This is a genomic window from Streptomyces sp. NPDC060049 (assembly GCF_042736715.1).
Classification (GTDB): domain Bacteria; phylum Actinomycetota; class Actinomycetes; order Streptomycetales; family Streptomycetaceae; genus Streptomyces.
The window spans coordinates 74893-99502 of sequence record NZ_JBHWVV010000006.1 but is presented as its reverse complement, the minus strand read 5'-3'; the positions used below and the strand labels follow the sequence as shown (position 1 = coordinate 99502).

The window sequence follows — 24610 nt, the reverse complement described above, 5'->3', positions numbered from 1 at the left end:
ACATGCCGGGCCCCGCGTCACCCTTTAGAGGTGGCGTGGGGCCCTCGGTCGTTCTAGCGTGGCGGAATGATCGAGCTCGAGGGCCTTACAAAACGATTCGGCGCGAAGACCGCCGTGGACAACCTCAGCTTCCAGGTCAGACCGGGGGTGGTGACCGGCTTCCTCGGCCCCAACGGGGCGGGCAAGTCCACGACCATGCGCATGATGCTAGACCTCGACAACCCGACCAGCGGTACGGTCCGGATCGACGGGAAGCACTACCGGGACCTGCCGGAGCCACTGAAGTACATCGGGGCACTGCTGGACGCGAAGGCCATGAACGGCGGCCGCAGCGCGTACAACAACCTCCTCTGCCTCGCCCAGTCGAACCGGATCCCGCGCAGCCGGGTCTCCGAGGTGCTCGACCTGGTCGGCCTGACCGCCGTGGCGAAGAAGAAGTCGAAGGGGTTCTCGCTGGGCATGGGCCAGCGGCTCGGCATCGCCTCCGCGCTGCTCGGCGACCCGGAGATCCTGATGTTCGACGAACCCGTCAATGGTCTGGACCCGGAGGGAATTCTCTGGATCCGCAATCTCATGAAGGGGCTCGCGTCGGAGGGAAGGACGATCTTCGTTTCTTCTCACCTGATGAGCGAAATGGCTCTGACCGCAGAGCATTTGGTCGTCATCGGACAGGGAAAGCTGCTGGCCGACCTGTCCATGGCCGATTTCATCCAGCAGAACTCCCGCAGTTACGTCCGCGTGCGCTCGCCGCAGCAGGAACGGCTCAAGGACGTCCTGCACAGCGCCGGGATCGACGCCATCAGCGTCCCGGCGACCGGCACGCTGGAGATCGACGGCGTCGAAGCGGAGAGGCTCGGCGAGCTGGCCGCCCAGCACCAGATCGTGCTGCACGAACTCAGCCCGCAAAGGGCTTCACTGGAGGAAGCGTTCATGCGGATGACGGCGGACTCCGTCGAGTACCACGCCCACGCGCCGGGGGCGCCGGGCCTGCCGCCCGGTCCCGGCATGGCGGCGGACAACCCGGCCCGGCCCGCCGACGTACCCGCCTGGGGCGCCGGCTTCGAGGCGACGCGCAAGGGCGGTGAGTGATCATGGCCTTCTCCGCCGTCCTCCGCTCCGAGTGGACCAAGATCCGTACGGTCGCCTCCACCAGCTGGACCCTCGCCATCGCCCTCATCGCCACCGTCGGATTCGGTGCCGCCTTCTGCGCCCTGGTCAACGCGAGCTTCGACAGCATGAGCGAGATCGAGCAGGCCACCTTCGACCCCACCCTGCTGAGCTTCAGCGGCATGCAGTTCGGCCAGCTGGCGATGATCGTCTTCGGCGTGCTCGTCGTCAGCACCGAGTACAGCTCGGGCATGATCCGCACCTCGCTGGCCGCCGTACCCGGACGCGGGGGCTTCCTGCTGGGCAAGCTCGCCGTGGCCACGGCGCTGGCCCTGCTGGTCGGACTGCTGACCAGCTTCCTGTCGTTCTTCCTCGGCCAGGCGATCCTCGGGGACCGCAGCATCGGCATCGGCGAGGAGAACGTCCTGCGGGCGGTGGTCGGCGCCGGCCTGTACATGGCGCTCCTGGCCCTGTTCTCGATGGGCGTGGCCGCCATGCTGCGCAGCTCGGTCGCCTCGATCAGCATTCTGATCCCGTTCTTCCTGATCGTCTCGAACCTCCTCAGCGGTTTCGAGGCGACCCGCAAGTACGGCCAGTACCTGCCCGACAAGGCGGGTTCCAAGATCATGCAGATCGTGCCCGACGCCATGGGCAGTGCCGAAACGCCCTACGGCCCGTGGGGCGGCCTCGGGATCATGCTCCTGTGGGTGGTCGCCTCGGTGATCGGGGGCTATGTCGTCCTCAAGAAGAGGGACGCCTGAAGTACTACGGGGGATCCCCGGGTCGATCTCAGGGGCAGCTCAGGGATCCGGCCCGGGACGGAACCGTAGGATCCTCGTTATCCTCTTAACCCTTACGCGGGCGAGAGTCGTCCCGGCCTGGTAAGGGGCAGAGCACATGATCGAGGCAGTCGGGCTGACCAAGCGCTTCGGCGCGAAGACCGCCGTCGACGACCTGTCCTTCCAGGTCAGGCCCGGCCACGTGACGGGATTCCTGGGGCCCAACGGCTCCGGGAAGTCCACCACGATGCGCCTGGTGCTGGGCCTGGACCGCCCCACCTCAGGCCGGGTCACCATCAACGGCCTGCCCTTCCGCGAGCTGGCGAACGCCCAGCGGCACGTCGGCGCGCTGCTCGACGCCAAGGCCGCGCACGGCGGGCGCCGGGCCCGCACCCACCTCCTGTCCATCGCCCAGCTCTCGGGGATCCCCGAGAAGCGGGTCGACGAGGTACTGGGCGTCGTCGGCCTCCAGGACGTCGCCCGGCAGCGCACGAAGGGCTTCTCGCTCGGCATGGGCCAGCGGCTCGGCATCGCGGCGGCCCTGCTCGGAGATCCGCAGGTGGTGCTCTTCGACGAGCCGGTCAACGGGCTCGACCCCGAGGGCATCCTCTGGGTCCGCAACCTGATGCGCCGGCTCGCCTCCGAGGGCCGCACCGTCTTCGTCTCCTCCCACCTCATGAGCGAGATGGCGCTGACCGCCGACCACCTGATCGTGATCGGCCGGGGCCGGCTGCTGGCCGACATGAGCACCCGGGACTTCATCACGCACAATTCGGCCGGATTCGCTCGGGTCCGCACGGCCGACACGGACCCGGACGGCTGGGACGCGCTGGGCTCCGTCCTCAGCAGGGCGGGTGGCCGGGTGCTCAAGGAGCCCGACGGGGCCCTGCGGGTGACCGGGCTGGATCTGCCCCGGATCTCCGATCTCGCGCACGCGGCCGGCGTACGGCTGTGGGAGCTGTCGCCGCACCGGGCCTCCTTGGAGGAGGCCTACATGCGGATGACGCAGTCCTCCGTCGAGTACACCTCCACCGAGGACCCGCGCGCCGAGCTGTGGGAGCCCGAACCGCTGAGCGTGCCGAAGTGGGAGGAGGGGGCGGACGCCGCCGCCCTCCAGGTCCCGCAAACGGGCTTCTTCGCGCCTCCGCCGCCCGGAACGGACGGGCGGCCCTTCCTGATGCCCACCAGCCCGGGCGAGCTCGCCGGCGGCTCCCCGCCCGCGCACTCCCCCGCCGCCCACTCCCCCGAGGACTCCCGATGACCGCCCCGACCTCCGCCACCACCGGGGAGCAGAGTCCGCAGGGCTACCGCTCTCCGCTGCCGGCCACCAGGCCGCACCTGGGGCACGCGGTGGCGTCGGAGTGGACGAAGCTGACCTCCGTGCGCTCCACGGTGTGGACGCTCGGCTCGCTGGTGCTGCTCGTCGTCGGCATCGGCCTGGCCGTCATCCTGAAGACCGCGGACCGTGACTACGAGCAGATGCCGTTCATCGCGCCCGCCCTCTTCGGTCTGCTCGTCGGGCAGCTCTCGGTGATGGTGCTCGGGGTGCTGACGATCAGCTCGGAGTACGGGACCGGCCTGATCCGCACCACGTTCACGGCGGCCCCCGACCGGTACCGGGTGCTGACCGCGAAGTACCTCGTCTTCGCCTGCACCGCTTTCCTCATCACCGCCGGTTCGGTCTGCCTGATCGGGCTGGCCGCGTCGATCCTGCACGGCGGCCCGGCCGCCGGGACGCACCGGGGCTCGGAGTGGGCCTCCGGCATCCTGGGCAGCTTCTACATCACGCTGCTCGGTGTGCTGGCCCTGGCGATCGGGGCGCTGGTGCGGCACTCGGCGGGGGCGATCGCCCTGATGCTCGGCATCGTCACCCTGCCGCCGGTGATAGGGGCCGTGTTCAGCATCTGGGAGGCCCTCGCCCCGATCGGCCGGGCCCTGCTGCAGTACAACTCGCCCATGGCCCTGATACAGCTGTTCGGTCTGCCCAGCAGCGCCGGCGACCCGGCCGCCGCCGAGGAGGGCATCTCGGCGCCGGACAGCCTCAGTCACATGGTCCTGATCCTGCTGGTGACGGGCACGATGGTCGCCGCCTCGTACGTGGTGACCGGCCGCCGGGACCTCTAGGGCCTGCCCGGCGCGGGGCTTCGGCGCCGGGACTCAGTACTTGGGAGCGTTGCGGGACCGCTGCACCTTGGAGGCGCGGCGGTCCTTCGCGTTCCAGCAGGCCTTGTGCCAGTGCCTGCGGTCGTCGACGCCGCCGTACTCCGGCCAGGCCACCAGGTGCGGGGTGCCGGAGGGGATCTCCTGGTCGCATCCGGGGCAGCGGTACCGCTTGCCCGCCGCGCTCGCGCCCGCGACGTGCCGGACCTTCCACTCCTCGCCCTGGTACTCCTCCGTGCGCTCCAGCCCGTAACGCTCCAGGCTCCCCGGGCCCGAGCCCTGGTCCGAACGGTCGGCTGGATTCTCGCCGCCCCTGGGGCGGTTGTGGCGCGGTGACACGTATACCTCACGGATGGGCGGGCGGCAGTGACTTTCTCCCAGACTACGCGCAGCGAGGCACGCTACCCGCAGGGTGGCCGAAGGACGACCATCGGAAGACCGACCATCCGAAGAACGCGACTGGCCCGACAATCCCAATAACTTTCCTGTCAGGCCGTGCCTTTGGCACGTGTCAGACGTTGTTGCCCGTAAGGAAACCGGTCCGCCTGGGGGAGGCCGCGTCAGCCGCGAGGAGGCTAAAGGCGATGCGCGTAGGAGCGTTTGTACTGGCGGCACAGTTCCCGGGACAGGGACAGGGAGAGGCACTGCACCGGGCGGTGCGGACCGCCGAGGTGGCCGAGGAGGCCGGGCTCGACTCGGTCTGGCTCGCCGAACACCACTTCGTCCCGTACGGAGTCTGCCCGTCCGCGGTGACCCTGGCGGCCCTGATGCTGGGCCGCACCAGGAGGCTCCGCGTGGGCACGGCGGTCAGCGTACTGCCGAACACGCACCCGGTGGCCCTGGGCGAGCAGGCGGCCCTGCTGCACCTGACGTCGGAAGGGCGGTTCACGCTGGGGGTCGGCCGGGGCGGCCCCTGGGTTGACCTGGAGGTCTTCGGGGGCGGGCTCGACGCGTACGAGAACCGCTTCCGGGAGGACGTGGACCTGCTGCGCCGCTGGCTCACCGAACCGCGGGTGGGAAGCACACCGGGAGCGGGCCCGCAGGGTGCCGGCCCGCGGCACGGCTTCCGCGAGGTGGCCGTCGTGCCCCGCCCGTCGGAATCTTTGGACGCGGACGGGACAGGGCCGGAAGTGATCGTCGCCTGCACCTCCCCCTCGTCGGTCCGGCTGGCCGCGGAGCGCGGACTGCCGATGCTGCTCGGCATGCACTGCGGGGACGAGGACAAGGCCGCGATGGTCGACCTGTGGCGCCGTACGGCACGGGCCGCGGGCCGCTCGCCGGAGGCCGGCCACGTGTCGGCCGGGGTGTGCCAGCTGGCGGACCGGACGGCGGACGCCCGGGAGGCGCTGATGAAGTCGATGCCGGGCTGGCTCAGGCAGGGCCTGGACGCGCACGTGACGGTGGACGGCCGCCTGCGCGCGATGCGGGACCCGGTCGCGTACACGGAGTTGCTGTGCGAGCTGCACCCCGTGGGCACCCCGGAACTGGCGGCGGACCGGCTCGCGGCCACCTCGGAACGTACGGGCATCACGCGGTTCGCCCTGCTGACGGAAGGCTCGGGGGACCTCGCCGCGACGGAGGAGAACCTCCGTCGGCTCGGCACCGAGGTCGTGCCCCGGCTCGGCTGAGACCAGGGCTGCCGCTCCGTTGGCACCGGAGCGGCAGCGCAGTACCGGTCGTGCACGGTCATATCTGCGGACGTACTGATGGTGCGGACCTACGGGTGGTGCGGACGTGCAGGTCGTGCGCGTACGGGTCGAGCTAGCAGTCGCGCAGTTCCGGCGACTGGTTGAGCAGCTGACCACGGATCGAAGTGAACTTGGCCAGCCGGTCGTCCACCGAGGAATCCAGCGGGAACACCGCCAGCCGGTGACAGTTCTGGAATGCCAGGCGCACTCCGAAGTGGCGCTGCAGCGCACCTCGTATCGCGTCGCTCGCGAGTGCGCGCAGCAGTTGGCCACGCGCCTGCTCGTCCGGCGGCGGCGTCTGGTTGTCGGCGAACTGTCCGCCGTCGACCTTCAGCTGGGCCACCAGCGAGCTGATCATCTCCCATGCGTAGGGCAGGGAGGTCCGGACGCAGTCGACGAAGGCGGCTTCGTCGACCTCGCCTCGCTCGGCCTGTTCGAGTAGGGCCGGTGAGACGTCGAGCGACATGGGTTCTCCTCTCGCGACCCCGGTCGATTGGGTGACCGGAGTCTTACGGGCAGGGAGGGAGGCCGCGACGCAGTGTGCACGCTCGGCAACCTCCCGCTCACCACGGTAGGCGCCCGGTGGGGACCGCACCAGGAGAATGCGCATACAACGCGCCATCCGCGAACGGGGCTTTCGGGGGCGAATCGCGTGCAGGCCCGTCGGTCGAGTAGCGTTGCCGACCATGCGTCTCGTCATTGCCCGCTGCTCCGTCGATTACGCGGGCCGGCTCACCGCCCATCTGCCCTCGGCACCCCGTCTGATCCTCGTGAAGGCCGACGGCAGTGTCTCGATCCACGCGGACGACCGGGCGTACAAACCGCTCAACTGGATGTCGCCGCCCTGCACCCTCAAGGAGGGGAGTGGTGAGGAGGCCGGCGTCTGGACCGTCGTCAACAAGGCGGGCGAGAAGCTCATCATCACCATGGAGGAAGTCCTCCACGACTCCTCACACGAGCTGGGCATCGACCCCGGCCTGATCAAGGACGGCGTAGAGGCCCACCTGCAGGAGCTCCTGGCCGACCGGATCGACACCCTGGGCGAGGGCTACACGCTGATCCGCCGCGAGTACATGACCGCGATCGGCCCGGTGGACATCCTGTGCCGGGACGGCTCCGGCGCGACGGTCGCGGTGGAGATCAAGCGCCGCGGCGAGATCGACGGCGTCGAGCAGCTCACGCGCTACCTGGAGCTCCTGAACCGCGATCCGCACCTGGCGCCCGTCAAGGGCATCTTCGCGGCCCAGGAGATCAAGCCCCAGGCCCGCGTCCTGGCCACGGACCGCGGCATGGACTGCGTCGTCCTCGACTACAACGCCATGCGCGGCATCGAGGACGACAAGCTCCGCCTGTTCTAGACCGACCCGCCCGGAGCGGTCACGGTGCCGCCCGTGCCCGCCTCGGGCGGCACCGTCGCGGTGGCCGTCGGGGTCGGTGACGTGCTCGGGGACGGCGCGGTGCTCGTGCTCGTGGGCGGGCTCGCCGGCGGCTGGACCGGGCCCGAGGAGCTCGAGGACTGCGACGACGGCGTCTGCGTCGGCGTCGGCTTGCGCGTGGTCGACTTCTTCGGCGACGGCGTGGCGCCGGGCGCCTCGGCCTCCGCCCCCGGAGACGACGTGCCCGGCTCCGGTGAAGGATCGTTCCCGCCCGTGCCCGGCTCGCTCGGCGGCGTTTGACCGTCCTGCGTCGTCGGAGCCGTGGAGACGCCCGGCCCCTGCGAAGGCGGCGGCGTCTCCTCGGACGTCATCGCCAGCGCGACCACCGTGCCCAGCGCCACCACCGTCAGCGCCCCCGCCACGGCCAGGAGGAGCGGCTTGCGGCTGGGCCGCGGCTTCGGCCGAAGTTCCGCCGGCGGCTTCACCGGTTCCGGAACGGGCGGGAAGGCGTCCTCGAACACCTCGGCCAGGGTCGTGGGCGAGGTCGTCCCCGCCGGCAGCACCGCCGGCACCACCGTGGTGACCGCTTCCGCGCCCGAGAACGCGGCGGGAGCCGCACCGAGCACCGGCGCCGTGCGGGCCGTCGGCGAGACGAGGCCCTGCGGCAACCCTGTGCCCCTCGGCGTGACGGGGCCCTGCGGCGTGACGGGGCCCTGTGGCTTGACGGGGCCCTTCGGCAGCGCGGGAGCCCCCTTGGAGGCGGGAGCACCCTTGGCCGCCGGGGCCACCGGGGCCGCCCCGGGCGCCTCGCCCTTGCCGTTCGCCGGACCCTGGCCCGTCGCCCCGCCCTGGCCGTTCGCCGGAGCGCCGGCCGCGGCCGGCGGAGCCAGCCGCAGCGGCGGCGACACGTGCACGCCGGCCGCCTCCCGGTCGGTGACCAGGGCCAGCGCCCGCCGGCCCGCCACGGTTCCCCGCTTGTCGGCCAGGGCGCCGCGCAGCCCGATCGAGGCCTCCAGCTCCGCCCGCGCCCGGTCGATCCGGCCCTCGCACAGGGCCAGTACGCCCAGTTCGTGGTGGAAGTACGCCTGCTCCGCGACCTCGCCCGCCTTGCGCGCGGCCTCCGCGCCCGAGCGCAGCACGCGCTCCCACGCCTCCCAGTGCAGCGAGGCCGCGAACGCCGGGGCCGCCGTCCGCGCCAGCAGTACCGCGGCCACCACATCGGCCCCGGCCAGCGCCGCGAGGACCGCGTCGGCCTCCGCCGCGACGCGCTCCGGGGTCACCGAGGTGTGCCCGGTCCACCAGGCGTAGTGCCGGGCGGCCGTACGGGCCTCCTCGGCCGCGCTCTCCCCGTACCCGACCTCCTCCAGCTGCCGCGCGACCCCGGCGGCCAGCCGGTAGCGCGTCCCGACCGGGCTCAGCAGCCCGCAGTCGAGCAGTTCCGCGACCGCCGTGTCGGCGTGCGTGTCCCCGACCAGCGCCGGCAGGTGCGCGTGGTGCGGCAGCTCCCCGCCCAGCGCGCAGGCGATCCGCAGCACGGCCCGTGCCGACTCGCTGACCCGCGAGGCCAGCAGTTCCGCCGGGGCGGCGCCTTCGGCGAGGGTCGGCAGCGGCACGAAGACGGTGTCGCGCGGCCGGCCCTCGAAGACGCCGGGCTCCTCGTCCTCGTCCACGGTGTCCGGCCGGTTCAGCTCGTCGCGCCGCCGGAGCAGCGCCGCGGCCTGTACGAAGCGCAGCGGCAGTCCTTCGGAGGCGAAGCGCAGGTCGCCCGCCCAGGCCGCCTCCTCTTCGTCGAGGACCCGGCCGGTGCCCGCTTCGAGGAGGGCCGCGCAGTCGGCGGCGCTCAGGCCGCCGAGGAAGATCTCTTCGAGGTGGGAGTCCTCGGAGGGGGCCCGGGTGTCGGGGGTGGCGGCCAGCAGGTAGGCACACTCCGGCGTGGCCCGCAGCAGCTCGTCGAGGGCGGAGCCGCCCATGTCGAGGTCGTCGAGGAGGACGACGGCGCCGATTTCCCTTACCCGGTGCAGGAGTTCGCTCCGGTCGGGGCGCTCGGCCGTGGCCTCGTAGACGGTGGCGTACAGGGCGTGGAGCAGTTCACCGGGCGTCTGGTGCCCGTATCCGCTGAGCCGCACGACCCCGTCGGGGGCGATGTCCGCGCAGTCGTCGGCGATGGCGTCGAGCAGCGCCGTGCGACCGGACCCGGGCGGTCCGGTCAGCCGTACGGAGCGGCCGCGCGCGAGGAGCCGCAGGAGGCGCTCGCGCTCCTCCTCACGGCCCAGGAGCAGCCGCCCGGCCGGGGCACCCGGCGGTACGGGGGGCCGTGCCGCGGCGGCCTTGGAGGCGCGTGCGGCGGGGGTCCGCTTGACGGGGACGGGAGCGCTCTCGCCGCCGGGGCGGTGTGTCGGCTCGATCTCGCTGCCGTCGACGGGGTTCACCGTGAGGGTGAAGTCCCCCGCGGTGAGCGTCACCACTCGTGCGGGCTGTTCCGCCGGATCGGCCTGTCCTTGTATGCGGTCCATGACCAAGTCCCCCGATCGCGCCGTGCGCCGTCGTATCGCCCGGCCTTCGCACGCCGCTGTCGCTACTGGTCCGGTTTCCGCCCGAACCCTAGACCGTGCCCGGCCGCGCGGGAACCGGCGGGGTGCCTTCACCACCGGACCGTTACGTTTCCGCAGGAAATGTCCGCCGGTTCCTACACACCGCCCACCCGGTTCACACGCGCGGCAGGGATTCCGCTTCCAGGCCGCCCTCGATCGCGAGGATCCGGTGGAGCCGGGTGGCGACGAGCAGCCGCTGCATCTGCGGCGGCACCCCGCGCAGGACGAGCCGCCGGCCGGTCCGGCCGGCGCGGCGGTGGGCGCCCATGATCACACCCAGGCCGGTCGCGTCCCAGGAGTCGAGCCCGGTGAGGTCCAGCACGAGGTCGCCGTGACCGTCGTCGAGGGCGGTGTGCAGGACCGTACGGGCGTCCGCCGCGCTGCGCACGTCGAGACGACCCCCGACAGCGAGTTCGGCGTGGTCGCCCCTGATGTGCATGTGTGCTCCCGGCAGTGCGGTACTGCGTACGTATGGTCCGACTGGTCCGTGGTCGGCACCTCTCACTTCAACTGACTGCCCCAAGGGCAGGGAAGTTGCCGACCGTGAGCGAACCGATACCAAATTCACCCGATAGGGTGCGGGCGTTCGAACTGGTGATCAGTGCTTGTAGAAGCCCTGACCGCTCTTGCGGCCGATGTCGCCCGCGTCCACCATGCGGCGCATCAGCTCCGGCGGCGCGAACTTCTCGTCCTGCGACTCGGTGTAGATGTTGCTGGTGGCGTGCAGCAGGATGTCGACGCCGGTGAGGTCCGCGGTGGCCAGCGGGCCCATCGCGTGCCCGAAGCCCAGCTTGCAGGCGATGTCGATGTCCTCGGCGGACGCCACGCCCGATTCGTACAGCTTCGCGGCTTCGACGACGAGCGCCGAAATGAGACGGGTCGTCACGAAACCGGCGACGTCGCGGTTGACCACGATGCAGGTCTTGCCGACCGACTCGGCGAACGCCCGGGTGGTGGCGAGGGTTTCGTCACTGGTCTTGTAGCCGCGCACGAGCTCGCACAGCTGCATCATCGGGACGGGCGAGAAGAAGTGCGCGCCGACCACCCGCTCCGGACGCTCCGTCACAGCCGCGATCTTGGTGATCGGGATGGCGGAGGTGTTGGAAGCCAGGATCGCGTCGTCGCGCACGAGCTTGTCGAGCGCGCGGAAGATCTCGTGCTTGACCTCGAGCTTCTCGAAGACGGCCTCGACGACGATGTCGGCGTCGGAGACCGCGTCGAGGTCGGTGGTCGTCGTGATCCGGGCGAGCGCGGCCTCGGCGTCCTCGGCGCTCAGCTTGCCCTTGGAGACGAACTTGTCGTACGAGGCCTTGATCCCGTCGGTCCCACGGGTCAGCGCGGCGTCGGTGACATCGCGCAGCACGACGTCCCATCCCGCCTGAGCGGAGACCTGCGCGATTCCGGAACCCATCAGTCCGGCACCGATGACGGCGAGCTTCCCAGCCACTGCACACCCCACGTTCTCAAATACGGCAAGTCTCGTACCCACTCCGGCGGAGACTAGCGCCCGCGGGGGGCGGTGTGACCGCGAAGTAACACGCGTCACGTCTCAGATGACGGACATCACACCGGGACGGCCCAGCAGTGCGGCAGGGGGCTCCAGTTGGCCCGCGCACCACACCGCCCCGCCGTGTCACCGCGCCGGCTCGAACGCGCCACCGCCTCGGACCCCGTACCGCCCCGGACACTCCACCGCCCCGCACGCCCCACCGCCTCGAACACTCCACCGCCTCGAACTACGCTGGCGGCATGGTGAACCTCACGCGCATCTACACCCGCACCGGCGACAAGGGCACGACCGCGCTCGGCGACATGAGCCGGACCGCCAAGACCGACCTGCGGATCTCCGCCTACGCCGACGCCAACGAGGCCAACGCCGCGATCGGGACCGCGATCGCGCTCGGCTCGCTGTCCGCCGATGTCGTGAAGGTCCTGGTCCGGGTGCAGAACGACCTCTTCGACGTGGGCGCCGACCTGTGCACCCCGGTCGTGGAGGATCCGCAGTACCCGCCGCTGCGCGTCGAGCAGTTCTACGTCGACAAGCTGGAGGCGGACTGCGACCTCTTCAACGGGGAGCTGGAGAAGCTCCGCAGCTTCATCCTCCCCGGCGGCACCCCCGGCGCGGCCCTCCTCCACCAGGCCTGCACCGTGGTTCGGCGCGCCGAGCGATCCACGTGGGCGGCGCTGGAGGCACACGGCGAGGTGATGAACCCGCTGACGGCCACCTACCTCAACCGGCTCTCCGACCTCCTCTTCATCCTGGCCCGTACGGCCAACAAGGAGGTCGGGGACGTCCTCTGGGTACCGGGCGGCGACCGCTGAGGGCCCTCCCGCGGTCCCCGGCGGATCAGCACGCGCGTCGGGCGGAGTGCGACGCAGGGCGCGGGAGCGTACTTCAGGCCATCTCGTCGGTGCGGTCCCGCAGGCCGGCCCGCACCGGCGCCCGCTTCGGCCACACCGTGTACGTGGCGGCGATCAGCAGGTGGATGCCGGCCACCCGCAGCGCCGTGAACTGCCACCCGCTCAGCGAGCCGGTGTCGCCCGAACCGCCGACGTAGAAGATCGCCGCCTGCAGCAGGCCGGCCGCGACGGCGGCAGCGAGGACGGTCCGGGCGGCCAGCTTCCACTCGTGGACGGCCCGCGCCCGGCCGTGGCCGGCACCGGCCGGCTTCGGGCCCCCCGCCAGGCGGTACGCCGCGTGGGCGTCGAGCCGGCGGACGGTGTAGTGGCCGTAGGCGACGGTGTAGCCGATGTACAGCGCGGCGATCCCGTGCTTCCAGTCGGGCTCGGCGCCGCCGCGCAGGTCCACCGCGGTGGCCGCCAGCAGCACCAGCTCCAGCAGCGGCTCGCACAAGAGGACGGCCGCACCGGTCCTCGGCATCTTCGCGAGGTAGCGCAGGGCCAGGCCGCCGGTCAGCAGGACCCAGAAGCCGACCTCACAAGCGATGATCAGGGTGACGAGCAAGGGAGTCTCCGTTCCTGCGGTGGGGATGCCTCCAGCCTCCCGCCCGGTCCGCGCCGATTCCTCGTCGCCGATGACGAAAGGCGCGCGGGCCGCGCTGCATCCTTCGATGTACCGCGCCTCGGCCACGACGGCGATGCCCGCTCCGCGTCACACCCTGTTGGATGGCACCGTGACCCCCGAGATCCCGCCCCCGCACCGCGACGACGTGCTGCTCGCCGTGATCAGCTCGGCCGCCGGCCTGCTCCTGTGGTCGCTCGGGGTGTACAGCTCCCCCACCCGCAACCTGCTGCCCGACTGGGCCGCCCTGGTGCCCCTCGCCGCCCTCGGCGCGATGGAGCTGCTGCGGCGCAGCGCGCCCCGGGTGACGCTGGCCGTCGGCACCGCCGGGGTGATCGCCGACCAGTTCACGGTGGGAAATCTGGCCACCGTCCTGATCTTCACCGACCTGATGTACGCGGCCGTCGTCTACGGCAAGCCCGCCATGGCCCGCCGCCTCCCGGTCACCACCGGTCTGATCACCGTCGCCGTCACCATCGCCTCAGTGGCCTGGCTGCGCACCCCTCAGGCCCTGATGATCGGTGTGATCACCGGCATCGTGAGCTTCGCTCCGGCCCTGACCGGCGCCACCCTGCGCAACCACCGGGAAGCCGCCGAGGCCGCCCGGCTGCGCGCCGAGCAGACCACGCTGCTGGCCGAGATGGACCGGGCCCAGGCCGTCGTCGCCGAGCGGGCCCGGATGGCCCGCGAACTGCACGACATGGTGGCCAACCACCTCTCCGCCATCGCCATCCACTCCACCGCCGCGCTCTCCATCGACTCCCCCGCGACCAGCCGCGAGGCGCTCGGGGTGATCCGGGAGAACAGCGTCCAGGGACTGGCCGAGATGCGTCGGCTGATCGGGCTGCTGCGGGACGCGGGCGCCGGGCAGGACGCGGTCGCCGTGCCCTCCCTCGACTGCCTGGAGAACCTGCTGGAGCAGGCCCGCGCCTCCGGGGCGGCGAGCGGGCTGGACTTCGTGCTCCTCGACGGGCGGCCCCGGCCGCCGGCCGGGGAGCCGCTGCCCGCCCCGGTGGAGCTGGCGGCCTACCGGATCGTCCAGGAGTCGCTGACCAACGCCCTCAAGCACGCCGCCCCGGGCACGGTCACCGTCCGCCTGACCCGCGACCACGCCGGAGGCGGGACCGGAGGGGGGATGCTGACCGTGGCCGTCGACTCCCCCTACGGGGAGCGCCCCGGCCCGCGCGCCCCCGGCTCCGGGGCCGGGCTGATCGGCATGCGGGAGCGGACGGAGCTGCTCGGCGGGGAGTTCCGGGCGGGGCGCGAGGAGGCGGTGTGGCGGGTGCGGGCAGTGCTGCCCGCACGGGAAAGGGCGGTACGGACGTGACGATCAGGGTCGTGGTGGCGGAGGACCAGAGCGCGGTCCGGGCCGGGCTGGTGCTGATCCTGCGCAGCGCGGGCGACATCGAGGTGGTGGGCGAGGCGGCCGACGGGGAGGAGGCGGTGCGCCTGGCCCGGGAGCTGCGGCCGGACCTGGTGCTCATGGACGTGCAGATGCCGCGGCTGGACGGGGTCTCGGCGACCCGCCAGGTGGTGGCGGAGGGTCTGGCCGACGTCCTGGTCCTCACCACCTTCGACCTGGACGAGTACGTCTTCGGGGCGCTGCGCGCGGGCGCGGCCGGCTTCCTCCTGAAGGACGCGGAAGCGGCGGAGCTGATCGGGGCGGTACGGACGGTCGCGCGCGGGGAGGGCCTGATCGCGCCGGCGGTGACCCGGCGGCTGATCGCGGAGTTCGCGGCTCCGCGGCCCGTACGGGCCCCCGTGCCGGCGGCGGTGGACTCGCTGACCCGGCGTGAGCGGGAGGTGCTGGGGTGCCTCGGCGCGGGCTTGTCGAATGCGGAGATCGCGGCCCGCCTGGAGATGGCGGAGGCTACGGCGAAGACGCACGTCAGCAGGCTGCTGGCGAAGCTGGGGCTGCGCAGTCGCCTCCAAGCGGCGGTGCTGGCACAGGAGTTGGGGCTGTAGCGGGAATCCGGCCGGAAATGAGCGGACGGCTTCCCGGTAAGGTCTGGACCTCTTGACGGTTGGTCCAGACCTTTCTACCCTCACGCACAACTGTGGTGAGCGTGCCATGACAAAAGGTCATGCAGGGCGCGCTCACGGGCGGCGCAGGTCCCACCCCCATGCCGCGGCCGTCCCCACGGCCGCGGCGGACCTCGGAGGAGCACCCTTGAGCACAGCACCCCCACGACGCGCACCCCTGCTTCGAAGAGTCGCGGCCGCCCTGGCCGTCCTCACCCTGCCCGTCGCCGGGCTCGTGGCCCTCGCGGGACCCGCCGAGGCCGCCGCCGCGGCGACGGCGACGTACACCAAGGTCTCCGACTGGGGCTCCGGCTTCGAGGGCAAGTGGACGGTGAAGAACACCGGCACCACCACCCTCAGCAGCTGGACCGTGGAGTGGGACTACCCCGCCGGCACCGCGGTCACCTCCGCCTGGGACGCCACCGTCACCAGCTCCGGTACCCACTGGACCGGCAAGAACGTCGGCTGGAACGGCACCCTCGCCCCGGGCGCCACCATCAGCTTCGGCTTCAACGGCACCGGCTCGGGCTCCCCCACCGGCTGCAAGGTCAACGGCGGCAGCTGCGACGGCGGTACGACTCCCACCGACAGCCCGCCCAGCGCCCCCGGCACCCCCACGGCGAGCGGCGTCACCGACACCGGCCTGACCCTCGGCTGGGCCGCGGCCACCGACGACAAGGGCGTCAAGAACTACGACGTCTACCGCGGCGGCCTGAAGGTCGCCACGGTCACGACCCCCTCCTACACCGACTCGGGCCTCACCAAGGGCACGACCTACACCTACGCGGTCACGGCCCGCGACACCGCCGACCAGACCGGGCCCTCCTCCGGCTCCGTCTCGGTGAAGACCACCGGCGGCACCACGGACCCGGGCGACCCGGGCAACCCGGGCGCGGCGGTCAAGCTCGGCTACTTCACCGACTGGGGCGTCTACCAGCGCAACTACCACGTGAAGAACCTGGTCACCTCCGGCAGCGCCGCGAAGATCACGCACATCAACTACGCCTTCGGCAACGTCCAGGGCGGCAAGTGCACCATCGGTGACGCGTACGCCGACTACCAGAAGACCTACGACGCCTCCTCCAGCGTCTCCGGTGTCGCCGACACCTGGGACCAGCCGGTCGCGGGCAACTTCAACCAGCTGCGCCAGCTGAAGAAGAAGTACCCGAACATCAAGGTCCTCTACTCCTTCGGCGGCTGGACCTGGTCCGGCGGCTTCGGCCAGGCGGCGGCCAACCCGGCCGCCTTCGCCCAGTCCTGCTACGACCTGGTCGAGGACCCGCGCTGGGCCGACGTCTTCGACGGCATCGACATCGACTGGGAGTACCCGAACGCCTGCGGCCTGTCCTGCGACACCAGCGGGGCCGCCTCCCTGAAGAACGTGCTCTCCGCGCTGCGCGCGAAGTTCGGCAGCAGCAACCTGGTCACCGCCGCGATCTCCGCCGACGGCTCCAACGGAGGCAAGCTCGACCTCGCCGACTACGCCGGCGCGGCCCAGTACGTCGACTTCTACAACGTCATGACCTACGACTTCTTCGGCGCGTGGGACGCCAAGGGCCCGACCGCCCCGCACTCCCCGCTCACCTCGTACACCGGCATCCCGATCGCCGGCTTCAACTCCGAGGCCGCCATCACCAAGCTCAAGGGCAAGGGGATCGCCGGATCCAAGCTCAACCTCGGCATCGGCTTCTACGGCCGCGGCTGGACCGGCGTCACCCAGGCCGCGCCCGGCGGCATCGCCACCGGCCCGGCTCCGGGCACCTACGAGCAGGGCATCGAGGACTACAAGGTGCTCAAGGGCAGCTGCCCCGCGACCGGCACCGTCGCCGGCACGGCCTACGCCAAGTGCGGCGGCAACTGGTGGAGCTACGACACCCCCGCCACCATCGCCGGGAAGATGACCTGGGCGAAGCAGCAGGGCCTCAAGGGTGCCTTCTTCTGGGAGTTCAGCGGCGACACCGCGAACGGCGAACTGGCCACCGCGATCCACACCGGCCTTCAGTGATCCCCACGCGCTGAACCGGTGGAGAACGAAGCCGGGGAGACGGGTCCGCCCCCGTCTCCCCGGCTTCCCCACGTCGTACGAGCCCTCAGGCGACGTTCACCCTCTGCCCGGGCGGAGCCGCCTCGAGCCAGGCCAGGAATCCGGTCAGCGCGTCCTCGCTCATCGCGAGCTCCAGCCGGGTACCCCGGTGGACGCAGCCGAGTACGACGGCGTCGGAGAGCAGGGCCAGCTCCTCCTCGCCCTCGGGCGCACGGCGGGCGATGACCTCGATGGAGGACCGCTCCAGCAGCCGGCGCGGCCGCGGGGAGTAGCTGAAGACACGGAACCAGTCGATGCGGTCACCGCTGTAGCGCGCAACCCCGTACACCCAGCCCTTGCCGGAGATGTCGGGCTCCTCGGCCACACCCCAGCGCAGGCTGCAGTCGAAGGTGCCGCCGGAGCGCTGGATCAGCCTGCGGCGCAGCCCGAAGACGAACAGCCCGATCACCACCAGGGCCACTAGGGACAGGCCGCTCACAAGCAGAGCGAGGAGCATCTTTCACCGACCTCCTCGCTCATCGAAAACCTCTACCGACGGAGCTCCTACCAGACGGAGTCTGGGGGCGACCTGCATCGCCTCAGCCGCGACCCGGTCCGGAAAGTTCCGGAACAGGCCGCGGCTGAGGTTTGAAACTCTTACCGGTACCGGGGCTCAGCGCCCCGAAACCGCGCGCAACCGGACATCGGCGCGACGTTCGGCGGCCCCATCGGTCTCCGACTTCGCGCGCTCCAGTGCCCGCTCCGCCCGCTCGACATCGATCTCGTCGGCAAGCTCGGCGATCTCGGCCAGCAGGGACAGCTTGTTGTCCGCGAACGAGATGAATCCGCCGTGCACCGCGGCGACAACAGTGTTGCCCTCGACGGTACGGATGGTCACCGGGCCCGATTCCAGCACACCGAGAAGCGGCTGGTGACCGGGCATGACGCCGATGTCGCCGGACGTGGTGCGGGCGACAACCAGGGTGGCCTCGCCGGACCAGACACTACGGTCCGCCGCGACCAGCTCGACGTGCAGCTCAGCAGCCAAGGTGGCTCCTCGGGTCACCACCCGGCGGGAAAGCCGGGTGTTGGGTCAAATTCTAATGGGCGTGGGGAGAGGGACGGGACACACCCGCCCCTCTCCGTCAATCAGCGGTGCTCAAAGAAGAGCGCGGCTTCAGGAGACGCCCAGCTCCTTGGCGTTGGCCTTCAGGTCCTCGATGCCACCGCACAGGAAGAACGCCTGCTCGGGGAAGTGGTCGTAGTCGCCGTCGCAGATCGCGTTGAAGGCGACGATCGACTCGTCGAGCGGAACGTCCGAACCGTCCACGCCGGTGAACTGCTTGGCGACGTGGGTGTTCTGCGACAGGAAGCGCTCGACACGACGGGCACGGTGGACAACGAGCTTGTCCTCCTCGCCCAGCTCGTCGATACCGAGGATCGCGATGATGTCCTGGAGGTCCTTGTACTTCTGCAGGATCCCCTTGACGCGCATCGCGGTGGCGTAGTGGTCCGCCGCGATGTACCGCGGGTCGAGGATGCGGGACGTCGAGTCCAGCGGGTCCACGGCCGGGTAGATGCCCTTCTCGGAGATCGGACGGGAAAGAACCGTCGTCGCGTCGAGGTGGGCGAAGGTGGTGGCCGGCGCCGGGTCGGTCAGGTCGTCCGCGGGGACGTAGATCGCCTGCATCGAGGTGATCGAGTGACCGCGCGTCGAGGTGATGCGCTCCTGCAGCAGACCCATCTCGTCAGCCAGGTTCGGCTGGTAACCCACGGCGGACGGCATGCGGCCCAGAAGGGTCGACACCTCCGAACCGGCCTGGGTGTAACGGAAGATGTTGTCGATGAAGAAGAGCACGTCCTGCTTCTGCACATCGCGGAAGTACTCCGCCATGGTCAGACCGGCGAGGGCGACGCGCAGACGGGTGCCCGGGGGCTCGTCCATCTGGCCGAAGACGAGGGCCGTCTTGTCGATGACGCCCGACTCGGCCATTTCCTCGATGAGGTCGTTGCCCTCACGGGTACGCTCACCGACGCCCGCGAAGACCGACACACCGTCGTGGTTGTTGGCGACGCGGTAGATCATTTCCTGGATCAGAACGGTCTTGCCGACACCGGCACCACCGAACAGACCGATCTTTCCACCCTTGACGTACGGGGTGAGAAGGTCGATGACCTTGACGCCGGTCTCGAACATCTCGGTCTTCGACTCGAGCTCGTCGAAGCGGGGCGCCTTGCGGTGGATCGGCCAGCGCTCGGTGACGTTGGCGTTCTCCTCCGGGTAGTTCAGCACCTCACCGAGGGTGTTGAACACCTTGCCCTTGGTGAAGTCACCGACGGGGACGGTGATGCCCTCGCCCGTGTTGATCACCGTGGCCTGGCGGACCAGACCGTCGGTGGGCTGCATGGAGATGGTGCGGACCAGGCCGTCACCCAGGTGCTGGGCGACTTCCAGGGTCAGCGTCTTGAGCGCGCCGTCCTGGGCCGGGTCGGCCACCTGGACCTTCAGCGCGTTGTAGATCTCGGGCATCGCGTCGACGGGGAACTCCACGTCGACGACCGGGCCGATGACCCGGGCGACGCGGCCCGTGGCGGCGGCCGTCTCAACAGTGGTCGTCATTACTTGTCACTCCCCGCGGTCGCGTCTGCCATGGCGCTGGCGCCACCGACGATCTCGCTGATTTCCTGGGTGATTTCGGCCTGGCGGGCCGCGTTGGCAAGCCGGGAGAGGCTCTTGATGAGATCCCCGGCGTTGTCGGTAGCCGACTTCATCGCACGGCGGCGGGCGGCGTGCTCGGAGGCGGCCGACTGCAGCAGTGCGTTGTAGATGCGGCTCTCGACGTAGCGCGGCAGCAGGGCGTCGAGGACGTCCTCCGCCGACGGCTCGAAGTCGAACAGCGGAAGGATCTCGCCCTTCGTACCGCTCTCCTCCGCAGCCTGGTCGAGACTGAGCGGCAGCATCCGGCCGTCCACCGCGTTCTGCGTCATCATCGACACGAATTCCGTGTAGACGATGTGCAGCTCGTCGACGCCACCCTCGGCCGTGACCGTCTGGATGGCCTCGATCAGCGGCGCCGCGACGCGCTTGGCGTCGGCGTAAGCCGGGCTGTCGGTGAAGCCGGTCCACGAGTCCGCGACCTTGCGCTCGCGGAACCCGTAGTAGGCGACACCCTTGCGGCCGACGATGTACGTGTCGACCTCCTTGCCCTCGCCGCGCAGCCGCTCGGTGAGCCGCTCCGCCTGCTTGATGGCGTTCGAGGAGTAGCCGCCGGCCAGACCGCGGTCGCTCGTGATGAGCAGGACCGCGGCACGCGTCGGCGCCTCGACCTCGGTGGTCAGGGCGTGCTTGGTGTTCGAACCGGTCGCCACCGCGGTCACCGCACGGGTGAGCTCGGTCGCGTACGGCATCGATGCCGCCACCTTGCGCTGCGCCTTGACGATGCGCGAGGCGGCGATCATTTCCATCGCCTTGGTGATCTTCTTGGTCGCCGTGACGGCACGGATGCGACGCTTGTAGACCCGGAGCTGCGCTCCCATGAGTCAGGTCCCTTCCGTCGTCACTTGGAGACGTTGACGGCCGGCGCGTCCTCGCCCAGGAGCTTGCCGTCCGAGGTCTCGAACTGCCGCTTGAAGGCGGCGATCGCGTCACCGATGGAGGTCAGCGTGTCGTCCGACATCTTGCCGCCGTCCGCGATGGAGGTGAGGAGCTCCTTGCGCTCGAGGCGCAGGTGGTCCAGCAGCTCCGACTCGAAGCGACGGATGTCGTTGACCGGGACGTCGTCCATCTTGCCGGTGGTACCGGCCCAGACGGAGACGACCTGCTCCTCGACCGGCATCGGCTGGTACTGGCCCTGCTTCAGCAGCTCGACCAGACGCTTGCCGCGCTCCAGCGAAGCCTTCGACGCGGCGTCCAGGTCGGAACCGAAGGCGGCGAACGCCTCCAGCTCGCGGTACTGGGCCAGGTCCAGGCGCAGACGGCCGGAAACCTGCTTCATGGCCTTGTGCTGGGCCGAGCCACCGACGCGGGAGACCGAGATGCCGACGTTCAGCGCCGGGCGCTGGCCCGCGTTGAACAGGTCGGACTCCAGGAAGCACTGGCCGTCGGTGATGGAGATGACGTTGGTCGGGATGAACGCCGACACGTCGTTCGCCTTGGTCTCGACGATCGGCAGACCGGTCATCGAACCGGCACCCATGTCGTCGGAGAGCTTCGCGCAGCGCTCCAGCAGACGGGAGTGCAAGTAGAAGACGTCGCCCGGGTAGGCCTCGCGGCCCGGCGGACGGCGCAGCAGCAGCGACACGGCGCGGTAGGCGTCGGCCTGCTTCGACAGGTCGTCGAAGATGATCAGGACGTGCTTGCCGGCGTACATCCAGTGCTGGCCGATGGCCGAACCGGTGTACGGCGCCAGGTACTTGAAGCCGGCCGGGTCGGAAGCCGGGGCGGCGACGATCGTCGTGTACTCGAGCGCGCCGGCGTCTTCCAGGGCGCCGCGAACGGACGCGATGGTCGAGCCCTTCTGGCCGATGGCGACGTAGATGCAGCGAACCTGCTTGTTCACGTCGCCGGAGCGCCAGTTGTCGCGCTGGTTGATGATCGTGTCGACGGCCAGAGCGGTCTTGCCGGTCTGACGGTCGCCGATGATCAGCTGACGCTGGCCGCGGCCGACCGGCACCATGGCGTCGATGGCCTTGTAGCCGGTCTGCATCGGCTCGTGGACCGACTTGCGGACCATGACGCCGGGGGCCTGCAGTTCGAGGGCGCGGCGGCCCTCGGTCGCGATCTCGCCGAGGCCGTCGATCGGGTTGCCGAGCGGGTCGACGACGCGGCCGAGGTAGCCCTCGCCGACGCCGACGGAGAGCACCTCACCGGTGCGCTGCACCGGCTGGCCCTCCTCGATACCGCTGAACTCGCCGAGGACGACCGCACCGATCTCGCGCTCCTCGAGGTTGAGGGCGAGACCGAGGGTGCCGTCCTCGAACTTCAGCAGCTCGTTCGCCATGGCGGAGGGCAGGCCCTCCACCTTCGCGATGCCGTCGCCGGCAACGCTGACCGTTCCGACCTCCTCGCGCGAGGCCGCGTCCGGCTGGTACGACTGGACAAAGTTCTCCAGTGCGTCCCGGATCTCCTCCGGCCGGATCGTGAGCTCCGCCATCTGGGTTCCCTGCTCTCCTTGTTGGGCCTGAAGCTTCTTTGGGGTCTGGGGGCGACCCCCAGGAATCTTCTGCAAGTTCTGCACGGCCCAACCGGGCCGCTAGGAATGCTTTGTTCTATTGGTGGCTGGTCAGCCGGCCATGCGGCGGGACGCCTCTTCGATGCGGTCCGCGATGGTGCCGTCGATGACCTCGTCGCCGACCCGCACCACGATCCCGCCGAGGACCGTGGGGTCCACGTCGAGGTTCAGGTGCATCGGGCGGCCGTACAGCTTGGCCAGCACCGCGCCGAGACGCTGCTTCTGCACGTCGCTGAGCGGCACCGCGGTGGTCACGGTGGCGACCCTGCGGCCGCGACGCTCGGCGGCGAGCGTGGAGAGGGACTCGAGTCCCGCTTCCAGGCTACGTCCACGCGGGTGTGCGACGAGACGCGTGACGAGACGCTCGGTGACGGCGTTCGCCTTGCCGCCGAGCAGGCTGCGCAGCAGCTGGCTCTTGGCGGCAACGCTCGCCGACCGGTCGGTCAGGGCGGCGCGCAGCTCGGTGTTCGAGGAGACGATCCGGCCGAACCGGAACAGCTCGTCCTCGACGTCGTCGAGGGAGTCGCCGCTCTGGGCCGCCGTGAGGTCGGCGGTGGCCGCCAGCTCCTCCAGCGAATCCACCAGGTCACGGGACTGCGACCAGCGGGACCGGACCATGCCGGACACCAGGTCGAGGGTTTCCCCGCCCACCTGGCCGCCCAGCAGTCGACCGGCCAGCTCGGCCTTGGCCTCGCCGGACTGCGCCGGGTCGGTGATGACCCGACGCAGCGAGACCTCACGGTCGAGCAGCGCGGTGACGGCCGCCAGCTCGCCGGCGAGCTTCGCCGCGTCGACGGACGTGTTGTCCGTCAGCGCGTCGAGACGCTCGCGGGCGGTGGCCAGCGCGTCGCGGCTCGCTCCGTTCATCGGGCGGCCTCGGCCTTCTCCTCGAGCTCGCTGAGGAAACGGTCGATCGTGCGGCTCTGCCGGGCGTGGTCCTCGAGGGACTCGCCGACGAGCTTTCCGGCCAGGTCGGTGGCGAGCTTGCCCACGTCCTGGCGGAGCGCCTGAGAGGCGGCCTTGCGGTCGGCCGCGATCTGGGCGTGACCGGCAGCGATGATCTCCTCACGCTGCCGCTGGCCCTCTGCGCGCAGTTCTTCCTTGAGCGCAGTGCCCTGCTCCAGCGCATCCTGGCGCAGGCGAGCGGCCTCGTGCCGGGCTTCGGCGAGCTGGGCCTTGTACTGCTCCAGCACGCTCTGAGCCTCGGTCTGAGCGGCCTCAGCCTTTTCGATACCGCCTTCGATGGCCTCGCGGCGCTCGTCCAGAACCTTGTTGATGTTCGGGAGGAGCTTCTTCGCGAGGACCCCGAAGACGATGACGAAGGCGATCAGACCGATGACAAGCTCGGGGATCGGCGGGACGAGGGGGTTACCCGGCTCCTCGGCCGCGAGAACCAGGAGGTTCACATCAGTGCCTTTCGTCGATTCGGACTAGTCGTGGGCGTTCGTCAGCTGTAGACGAACGGCATGACCAGACCGATGAGGGCGAGCGCCTCACAGAAGGCGAAGCCGAGGATCTGGTTGGCGCGGATCAGACCGGCAGCCTCGGGCTGACGGGCGAGAGCCTGCGTGCCGTTACCGAAGATGATGCCGACGCCGACGCCGGGGCCGATCGCCGCGAGGCCGTAACCAACGGAGCTGAGGGAGCCGGTGACGCCTTCGGTGGCAGCGAGGATCTGGGACATGCCAGTTCTTCCTTCTCTTTCATGGACCGGTGGGGGTTGGCCACCGGACGATTCGGGGGGATTGCAGGAGCGGGCTGTGGCTCAGTGGTGCTCGGCGAGCGCGCCCTGCAGGAAGCTGCAGGCCAGGAGTACGAACACGTACGCCTGGACAGCCTGGACGAAGAGTTCGAACACGGTCATCACGATGACCATGACGAACGAGACGCCCGCGTAAGCGATGCCGATCCCGTTCAGCAGGTACCAGCTGGCGATCGTGAACAGCAGCAGCAGCGTGTGACCGGCGAACATGTTCGCGAACAGTCGGACCGCGTGGGTGAAGGGCCGGACGATGACGTTCGAGAAGAACTCGATCACCATGATCAACGGCAGGATGCCGCCGAGGGACTTGTCGTAGCCGGTGATGTTCTTGAAGCCGCCCACGAAGCCGTGGCGCTTGAAGGTCACCGACATCCACATCACGTAGATGATCGCGGCCAGGCCGGCCGGGTACGCGATGACGGCGGTCACCGGGAACTGGGCGAGCGGCACGATCGACCACAAGTTCATGATCCAGACGAAGAAGAACGTCGCGACCATGAAGGGGACGTACTTCTCGCCCTCCTTCTTACCGAGCGTCTCGTAGACGATGCCGCGGCGTACGAAGTCGTAGCCCGCCTCGGCGACCATCTGAAGCTTGCCCGGGACGACCTTCGGCTTCCGGAACGCGGCCCAGAAGAAGCCGACGATGATGACCGAGCCCAGGAGGGCCAGCAGCATCGTCTTGTTGAAGTACAGGTTGCTGTCCGCGTCACCGAAGATCGGCTTGAACAGGAACGAGTACAGGGTCGGGCCCGGGAAGCCGCAGCCAGTGCCGTCTTCGAAATGACAGTTGATATCGAAGGCGAGCGTCATGTCAGCAGCACTCACCGCAGGGCTCCTTCAGCGTGG

At 70.3% G+C, this 24610-nt stretch carries 25 protein-coding genes; 10 read left to right on the top strand and 15 right to left on the bottom strand.

What is annotated here, in order from left to right:
* Positions 1-66: 66 nt before the first annotated feature.
* The 4 genes from ACFWBY_RS13010 (at position 67) to ACFWBY_RS12995 (ending at position 4010) form a co-directional block, all read left to right on the top strand.
* Entirely contained in the window at positions 67-1089 is a 1023-nt protein-coding gene (locus ACFWBY_RS13010) for an ATP-binding cassette domain-containing protein (RefSeq protein ID WP_385332595.1), read from the top strand.
* On the top strand, positions 1089-1868 hold the full coding sequence (locus ACFWBY_RS13005) for an ABC transporter permease subunit (protein WP_385332801.1): 780 nt from the start codon (positions 1089-1091) through the stop codon (positions 1866-1868). The genes ACFWBY_RS13010 and ACFWBY_RS13005 overlap by 1 nt, the downstream gene beginning before the upstream one ends.
* Before the next feature lie 136 nt (positions 1869-2004).
* Positions 2005-3147: an ABC transporter ATP-binding protein gene (locus ACFWBY_RS13000; RefSeq protein ID WP_385332598.1), complete on the top strand. Its 1143-nt coding sequence runs from the start codon at positions 2005-2007 to the stop codon at positions 3145-3147.
* Positions 3144-4010 (top strand): ABC transporter permease, encoded by an 867-nt coding sequence (locus ACFWBY_RS12995; protein WP_385332600.1) that lies wholly within the window; start codon positions 3144-3146, stop codon positions 4008-4010. Before ACFWBY_RS13000 ends, ACFWBY_RS12995 begins: the two co-directional genes overlap by 4 nt.
* 33 nt (positions 4011-4043) lie before the next feature.
* Here ACFWBY_RS12995 and ACFWBY_RS12990 read toward each other — a convergent pair whose 3' ends face one another.
* A complete protein-coding gene (locus ACFWBY_RS12990; protein WP_385332603.1) occupies positions 4044-4385 on the bottom strand; it encodes an ATP/GTP-binding protein in 342 nt (113 codons plus the stop codon).
* 245 nt (positions 4386-4630) lie between these two features.
* On the opposite strand from ACFWBY_RS12990, the gene ACFWBY_RS12985 reads away from it, so the two are divergent.
* Positions 4631-5674, top strand: a complete 1044-nt coding sequence (locus ACFWBY_RS12985) for an LLM class flavin-dependent oxidoreductase (protein WP_385332606.1) — start codon at positions 4631-4633, stop codon at positions 5672-5674.
* 133 nt (positions 5675-5807) lie between these two features.
* Here the strand turns inward: ACFWBY_RS12985 and ACFWBY_RS12980 are convergent, their stop codons facing one another.
* Entirely contained in the window at positions 5808-6200 is a 393-nt protein-coding gene (locus ACFWBY_RS12980; RefSeq protein ID WP_031150500.1) for an SCO5389 family protein, read from the bottom strand.
* A 220-nt stretch (positions 6201-6420) separates the two neighbouring features.
* On the opposite strand from ACFWBY_RS12980, the gene nucS reads away from it, so the two are divergent.
* A complete protein-coding gene (gene nucS, locus ACFWBY_RS12975; protein WP_385332609.1) occupies positions 6421-7092 on the top strand; it encodes an endonuclease NucS in 672 nt (223 codons plus the stop codon).
* Here nucS and ACFWBY_RS12970 read toward each other — a convergent pair.
* The 3 genes from ACFWBY_RS12970 to ACFWBY_RS12960 all read right to left on the bottom strand — a co-directional run bounded on the left by ACFWBY_RS12970 (position 7089) and on the right by ACFWBY_RS12960 (position 11148).
* Positions 7089-9623 (bottom strand): ATP-binding protein, encoded by a 2535-nt coding sequence (locus ACFWBY_RS12970; RefSeq protein WP_385332612.1) that lies wholly within the window; start codon positions 9621-9623, stop codon positions 7089-7091. The two genes, nucS and ACFWBY_RS12970, sit on opposite strands and share 4 nt — an antisense overlap.
* A 193-nt stretch (positions 9624-9816) precedes the next feature.
* Positions 9817-10140, bottom strand: a complete 324-nt coding sequence (locus ACFWBY_RS12965; RefSeq protein ID WP_355410659.1) for an STAS domain-containing protein — start codon at positions 10138-10140, stop codon at positions 9817-9819.
* Between the two features lie 159 nt (positions 10141-10299).
* Complete coding sequence (locus ACFWBY_RS12960; RefSeq protein WP_385332616.1) at positions 10300-11148, bottom strand: 3-hydroxyacyl-CoA dehydrogenase family protein; 849 nt, start codon at positions 11146-11148, stop codon at positions 10300-10302.
* A 302-nt stretch (positions 11149-11450) separates the two neighbouring features.
* On the opposite strand from ACFWBY_RS12960, the gene ACFWBY_RS12955 reads away from it, so the two are divergent.
* The gene (locus tag ACFWBY_RS12955; protein WP_385332619.1) at positions 11451-12023 is read left to right on the top strand and encodes a cob(I)yrinic acid a,c-diamide adenosyltransferase; all 573 of its coding nucleotides are present in this window, start codon (positions 11451-11453) and stop codon (positions 12021-12023) included.
* A 73-nt stretch (positions 12024-12096) separates the two neighbouring features.
* Here the strand turns inward: ACFWBY_RS12955 and ACFWBY_RS12950 are convergent, their stop codons facing one another.
* Complete coding sequence (locus ACFWBY_RS12950; RefSeq protein WP_385332622.1) at positions 12097-12666, bottom strand: hypothetical protein; 570 nt, start codon at positions 12664-12666, stop codon at positions 12097-12099.
* 133 nt (positions 12667-12799) lie between these two features.
* On the opposite strand from ACFWBY_RS12950, the gene ACFWBY_RS12945 reads away from it, so the two are divergent.
* The 3 genes from ACFWBY_RS12945 to ACFWBY_RS12935 all read left to right on the top strand — a co-directional run bounded on the left by ACFWBY_RS12945 (position 12800) and on the right by ACFWBY_RS12935 (position 16750).
* Positions 12800-14050: a sensor histidine kinase gene (locus ACFWBY_RS12945; RefSeq protein WP_385332804.1), complete on the top strand. Its 1251-nt coding sequence runs from the start codon at positions 12800-12802 to the stop codon at positions 14048-14050.
* Complete coding sequence (locus tag ACFWBY_RS12940; RefSeq protein WP_385332625.1) at positions 14047-14688, top strand: response regulator; 642 nt, start codon at positions 14047-14049, stop codon at positions 14686-14688. The genes ACFWBY_RS12945 and ACFWBY_RS12940 overlap by 4 nt, the downstream gene beginning before the upstream one ends.
* Positions 14689-14893: 205 nt before the next feature.
* A complete protein-coding gene (locus ACFWBY_RS12935) occupies positions 14894-16750 on the top strand; it encodes a glycosyl hydrolase family 18 protein (RefSeq protein ID WP_385332628.1) in 1857 nt (618 codons plus the stop codon).
* Between the two features lie 85 nt (positions 16751-16835).
* On the opposite strand, the gene ACFWBY_RS12930 is transcribed toward ACFWBY_RS12935, so the two are convergent.
* The 9 genes from ACFWBY_RS12930 to atpB form a co-directional block, all read right to left on the bottom strand.
* Complete coding sequence (locus tag ACFWBY_RS12930) at positions 16836-17285, bottom strand: DUF2550 domain-containing protein (RefSeq protein ID WP_385332631.1); 450 nt, start codon at positions 17283-17285, stop codon at positions 16836-16838.
* A 156-nt stretch (positions 17286-17441) separates the two neighbouring features.
* Positions 17442-17816 carry a F0F1 ATP synthase subunit epsilon gene (locus ACFWBY_RS12925; protein WP_215034005.1) on the bottom strand — a complete coding sequence of 125 codons (375 nt, stop codon included), beginning with the start codon at positions 17814-17816 and terminating at the stop codon, positions 17442-17444.
* Positions 17817-17945: 129 nt separating this feature from the next.
* Positions 17946-19388 carry a F0F1 ATP synthase subunit beta gene (gene atpD / locus ACFWBY_RS12920; RefSeq protein WP_385332635.1) on the bottom strand — a complete coding sequence of 481 codons (1443 nt, stop codon included), beginning with the start codon at positions 19386-19388 and terminating at the stop codon, positions 17946-17948.
* Entirely contained in the window at positions 19388-20305 is a 918-nt protein-coding gene (locus tag ACFWBY_RS12915; RefSeq protein ID WP_385332638.1) for a F0F1 ATP synthase subunit gamma, read from the bottom strand. Before ACFWBY_RS12915 ends, atpD begins: the two co-directional genes overlap by 1 nt.
* 20 nt (positions 20306-20325) lie before the next feature.
* Complete coding sequence (atpA, locus tag ACFWBY_RS12910; RefSeq protein ID WP_385332641.1) at positions 20326-21921, bottom strand: F0F1 ATP synthase subunit alpha; 1596 nt, start codon at positions 21919-21921, stop codon at positions 20326-20328.
* Between the two features lie 129 nt (positions 21922-22050).
* A complete protein-coding gene (locus tag ACFWBY_RS12905; RefSeq protein ID WP_385332644.1) occupies positions 22051-22866 on the bottom strand; it encodes a F0F1 ATP synthase subunit delta in 816 nt (271 codons plus the stop codon).
* Positions 22863-23405: a F0F1 ATP synthase subunit B gene (locus ACFWBY_RS12900; protein WP_385332646.1), complete on the bottom strand. Its 543-nt coding sequence runs from the start codon at positions 23403-23405 to the stop codon at positions 22863-22865. Before ACFWBY_RS12900 ends, ACFWBY_RS12905 begins: the two co-directional genes overlap by 4 nt.
* A gap of 41 nt (positions 23406-23446) precedes the next feature.
* Positions 23447-23683 carry an ATP synthase subunit C gene (locus ACFWBY_RS12895; RefSeq protein ID WP_008738174.1) on the bottom strand — a complete coding sequence of 79 codons (237 nt, stop codon included), beginning with the start codon at positions 23681-23683 and terminating at the stop codon, positions 23447-23449.
* Between the two features lie 81 nt (positions 23684-23764).
* On the bottom strand, positions 23765-24574 hold the full coding sequence (gene atpB, locus ACFWBY_RS12890) for a F0F1 ATP synthase subunit A (RefSeq protein WP_385332807.1): 810 nt from the start codon (positions 24572-24574) through the stop codon (positions 23765-23767).
* Between the last annotated feature and the right edge of the window lie 36 nt (positions 24575-24610).

Excerpts from the sequence above, each read along its gene's own strand:
- ACFWBY_RS12965 (WP_355410659.1), bottom strand. The coding sequence starts at position 10,140 with ATGCACATCAGGGGCGACCACGCCGAACTCGCTGTCGGGGGTCGTCTC.
- ACFWBY_RS12995 (WP_385332600.1), top strand. The coding sequence starts at position 3,144 with ATGACCGCCCCGACCTCCGCCACCACCGGGGAGCAGAGTCCGCAGGGC.
- ACFWBY_RS12980 (WP_031150500.1), bottom strand. The coding sequence starts at position 6,200 with ATGTCGCTCGACGTCTCACCGGCCCTACTCGAACAGGCCGAGCGAGGC.
- ACFWBY_RS12985 (WP_385332606.1), top strand. The coding sequence starts at position 4,631 with ATGCGCGTAGGAGCGTTTGTACTGGCGGCACAGTTCCCGGGACAGGGA.
- ACFWBY_RS12945 (WP_385332804.1), top strand. The coding sequence starts at position 12,800 with ATGCCCGCTCCGCGTCACACCCTGTTGGATGGCACCGTGACCCCCGAG.
- ACFWBY_RS12895 (WP_008738174.1), bottom strand. The coding sequence starts at position 23,683 with ATGTCCCAGATCCTCGCTGCCACCGAAGGCGTCACCGGCTCCCTCAGC.
- ACFWBY_RS12905 (WP_385332644.1), bottom strand. The coding sequence starts at position 22,866 with ATGAACGGAGCGAGCCGCGACGCGCTGGCCACCGCCCGCGAGCGTCTC.
- atpD (WP_385332635.1), bottom strand. The coding sequence starts at position 19,388 with ATGACGACCACTGTTGAGACGGCCGCCGCCACGGGCCGCGTCGCCCGG.
- ACFWBY_RS12915 (WP_385332638.1), bottom strand. The coding sequence starts at position 20,305 with ATGGGAGCGCAGCTCCGGGTCTACAAGCGTCGCATCCGTGCCGTCACG.
- ACFWBY_RS13000 (WP_385332598.1), top strand. The coding sequence starts at position 2,005 with ATGATCGAGGCAGTCGGGCTGACCAAGCGCTTCGGCGCGAAGACCGCC.
- ACFWBY_RS13010 (WP_385332595.1), top strand. The coding sequence starts at position 67 with ATGATCGAGCTCGAGGGCCTTACAAAACGATTCGGCGCGAAGACCGCC.
- ACFWBY_RS12970 (WP_385332612.1), bottom strand. The coding sequence starts at position 9,623 with ATGGACCGCATACAAGGACAGGCCGATCCGGCGGAACAGCCCGCACGA.
- atpB (WP_385332807.1), bottom strand. The coding sequence starts at position 24,574 with ATGACGCTCGCCTTCGATATCAACTGTCATTTCGAAGACGGCACTGGC.
- ACFWBY_RS12955 (WP_385332619.1), top strand. The coding sequence starts at position 11,451 with ATGGTGAACCTCACGCGCATCTACACCCGCACCGGCGACAAGGGCACG.
- atpA (WP_385332641.1), bottom strand. The coding sequence starts at position 21,921 with ATGGCGGAGCTCACGATCCGGCCGGAGGAGATCCGGGACGCACTGGAG.
- ACFWBY_RS12930 (WP_385332631.1), bottom strand. The coding sequence starts at position 17,285 with ATGCTCCTCGCTCTGCTTGTGAGCGGCCTGTCCCTAGTGGCCCTGGTG.
- nucS (WP_385332609.1), top strand. The coding sequence starts at position 6,421 with ATGCGTCTCGTCATTGCCCGCTGCTCCGTCGATTACGCGGGCCGGCTC.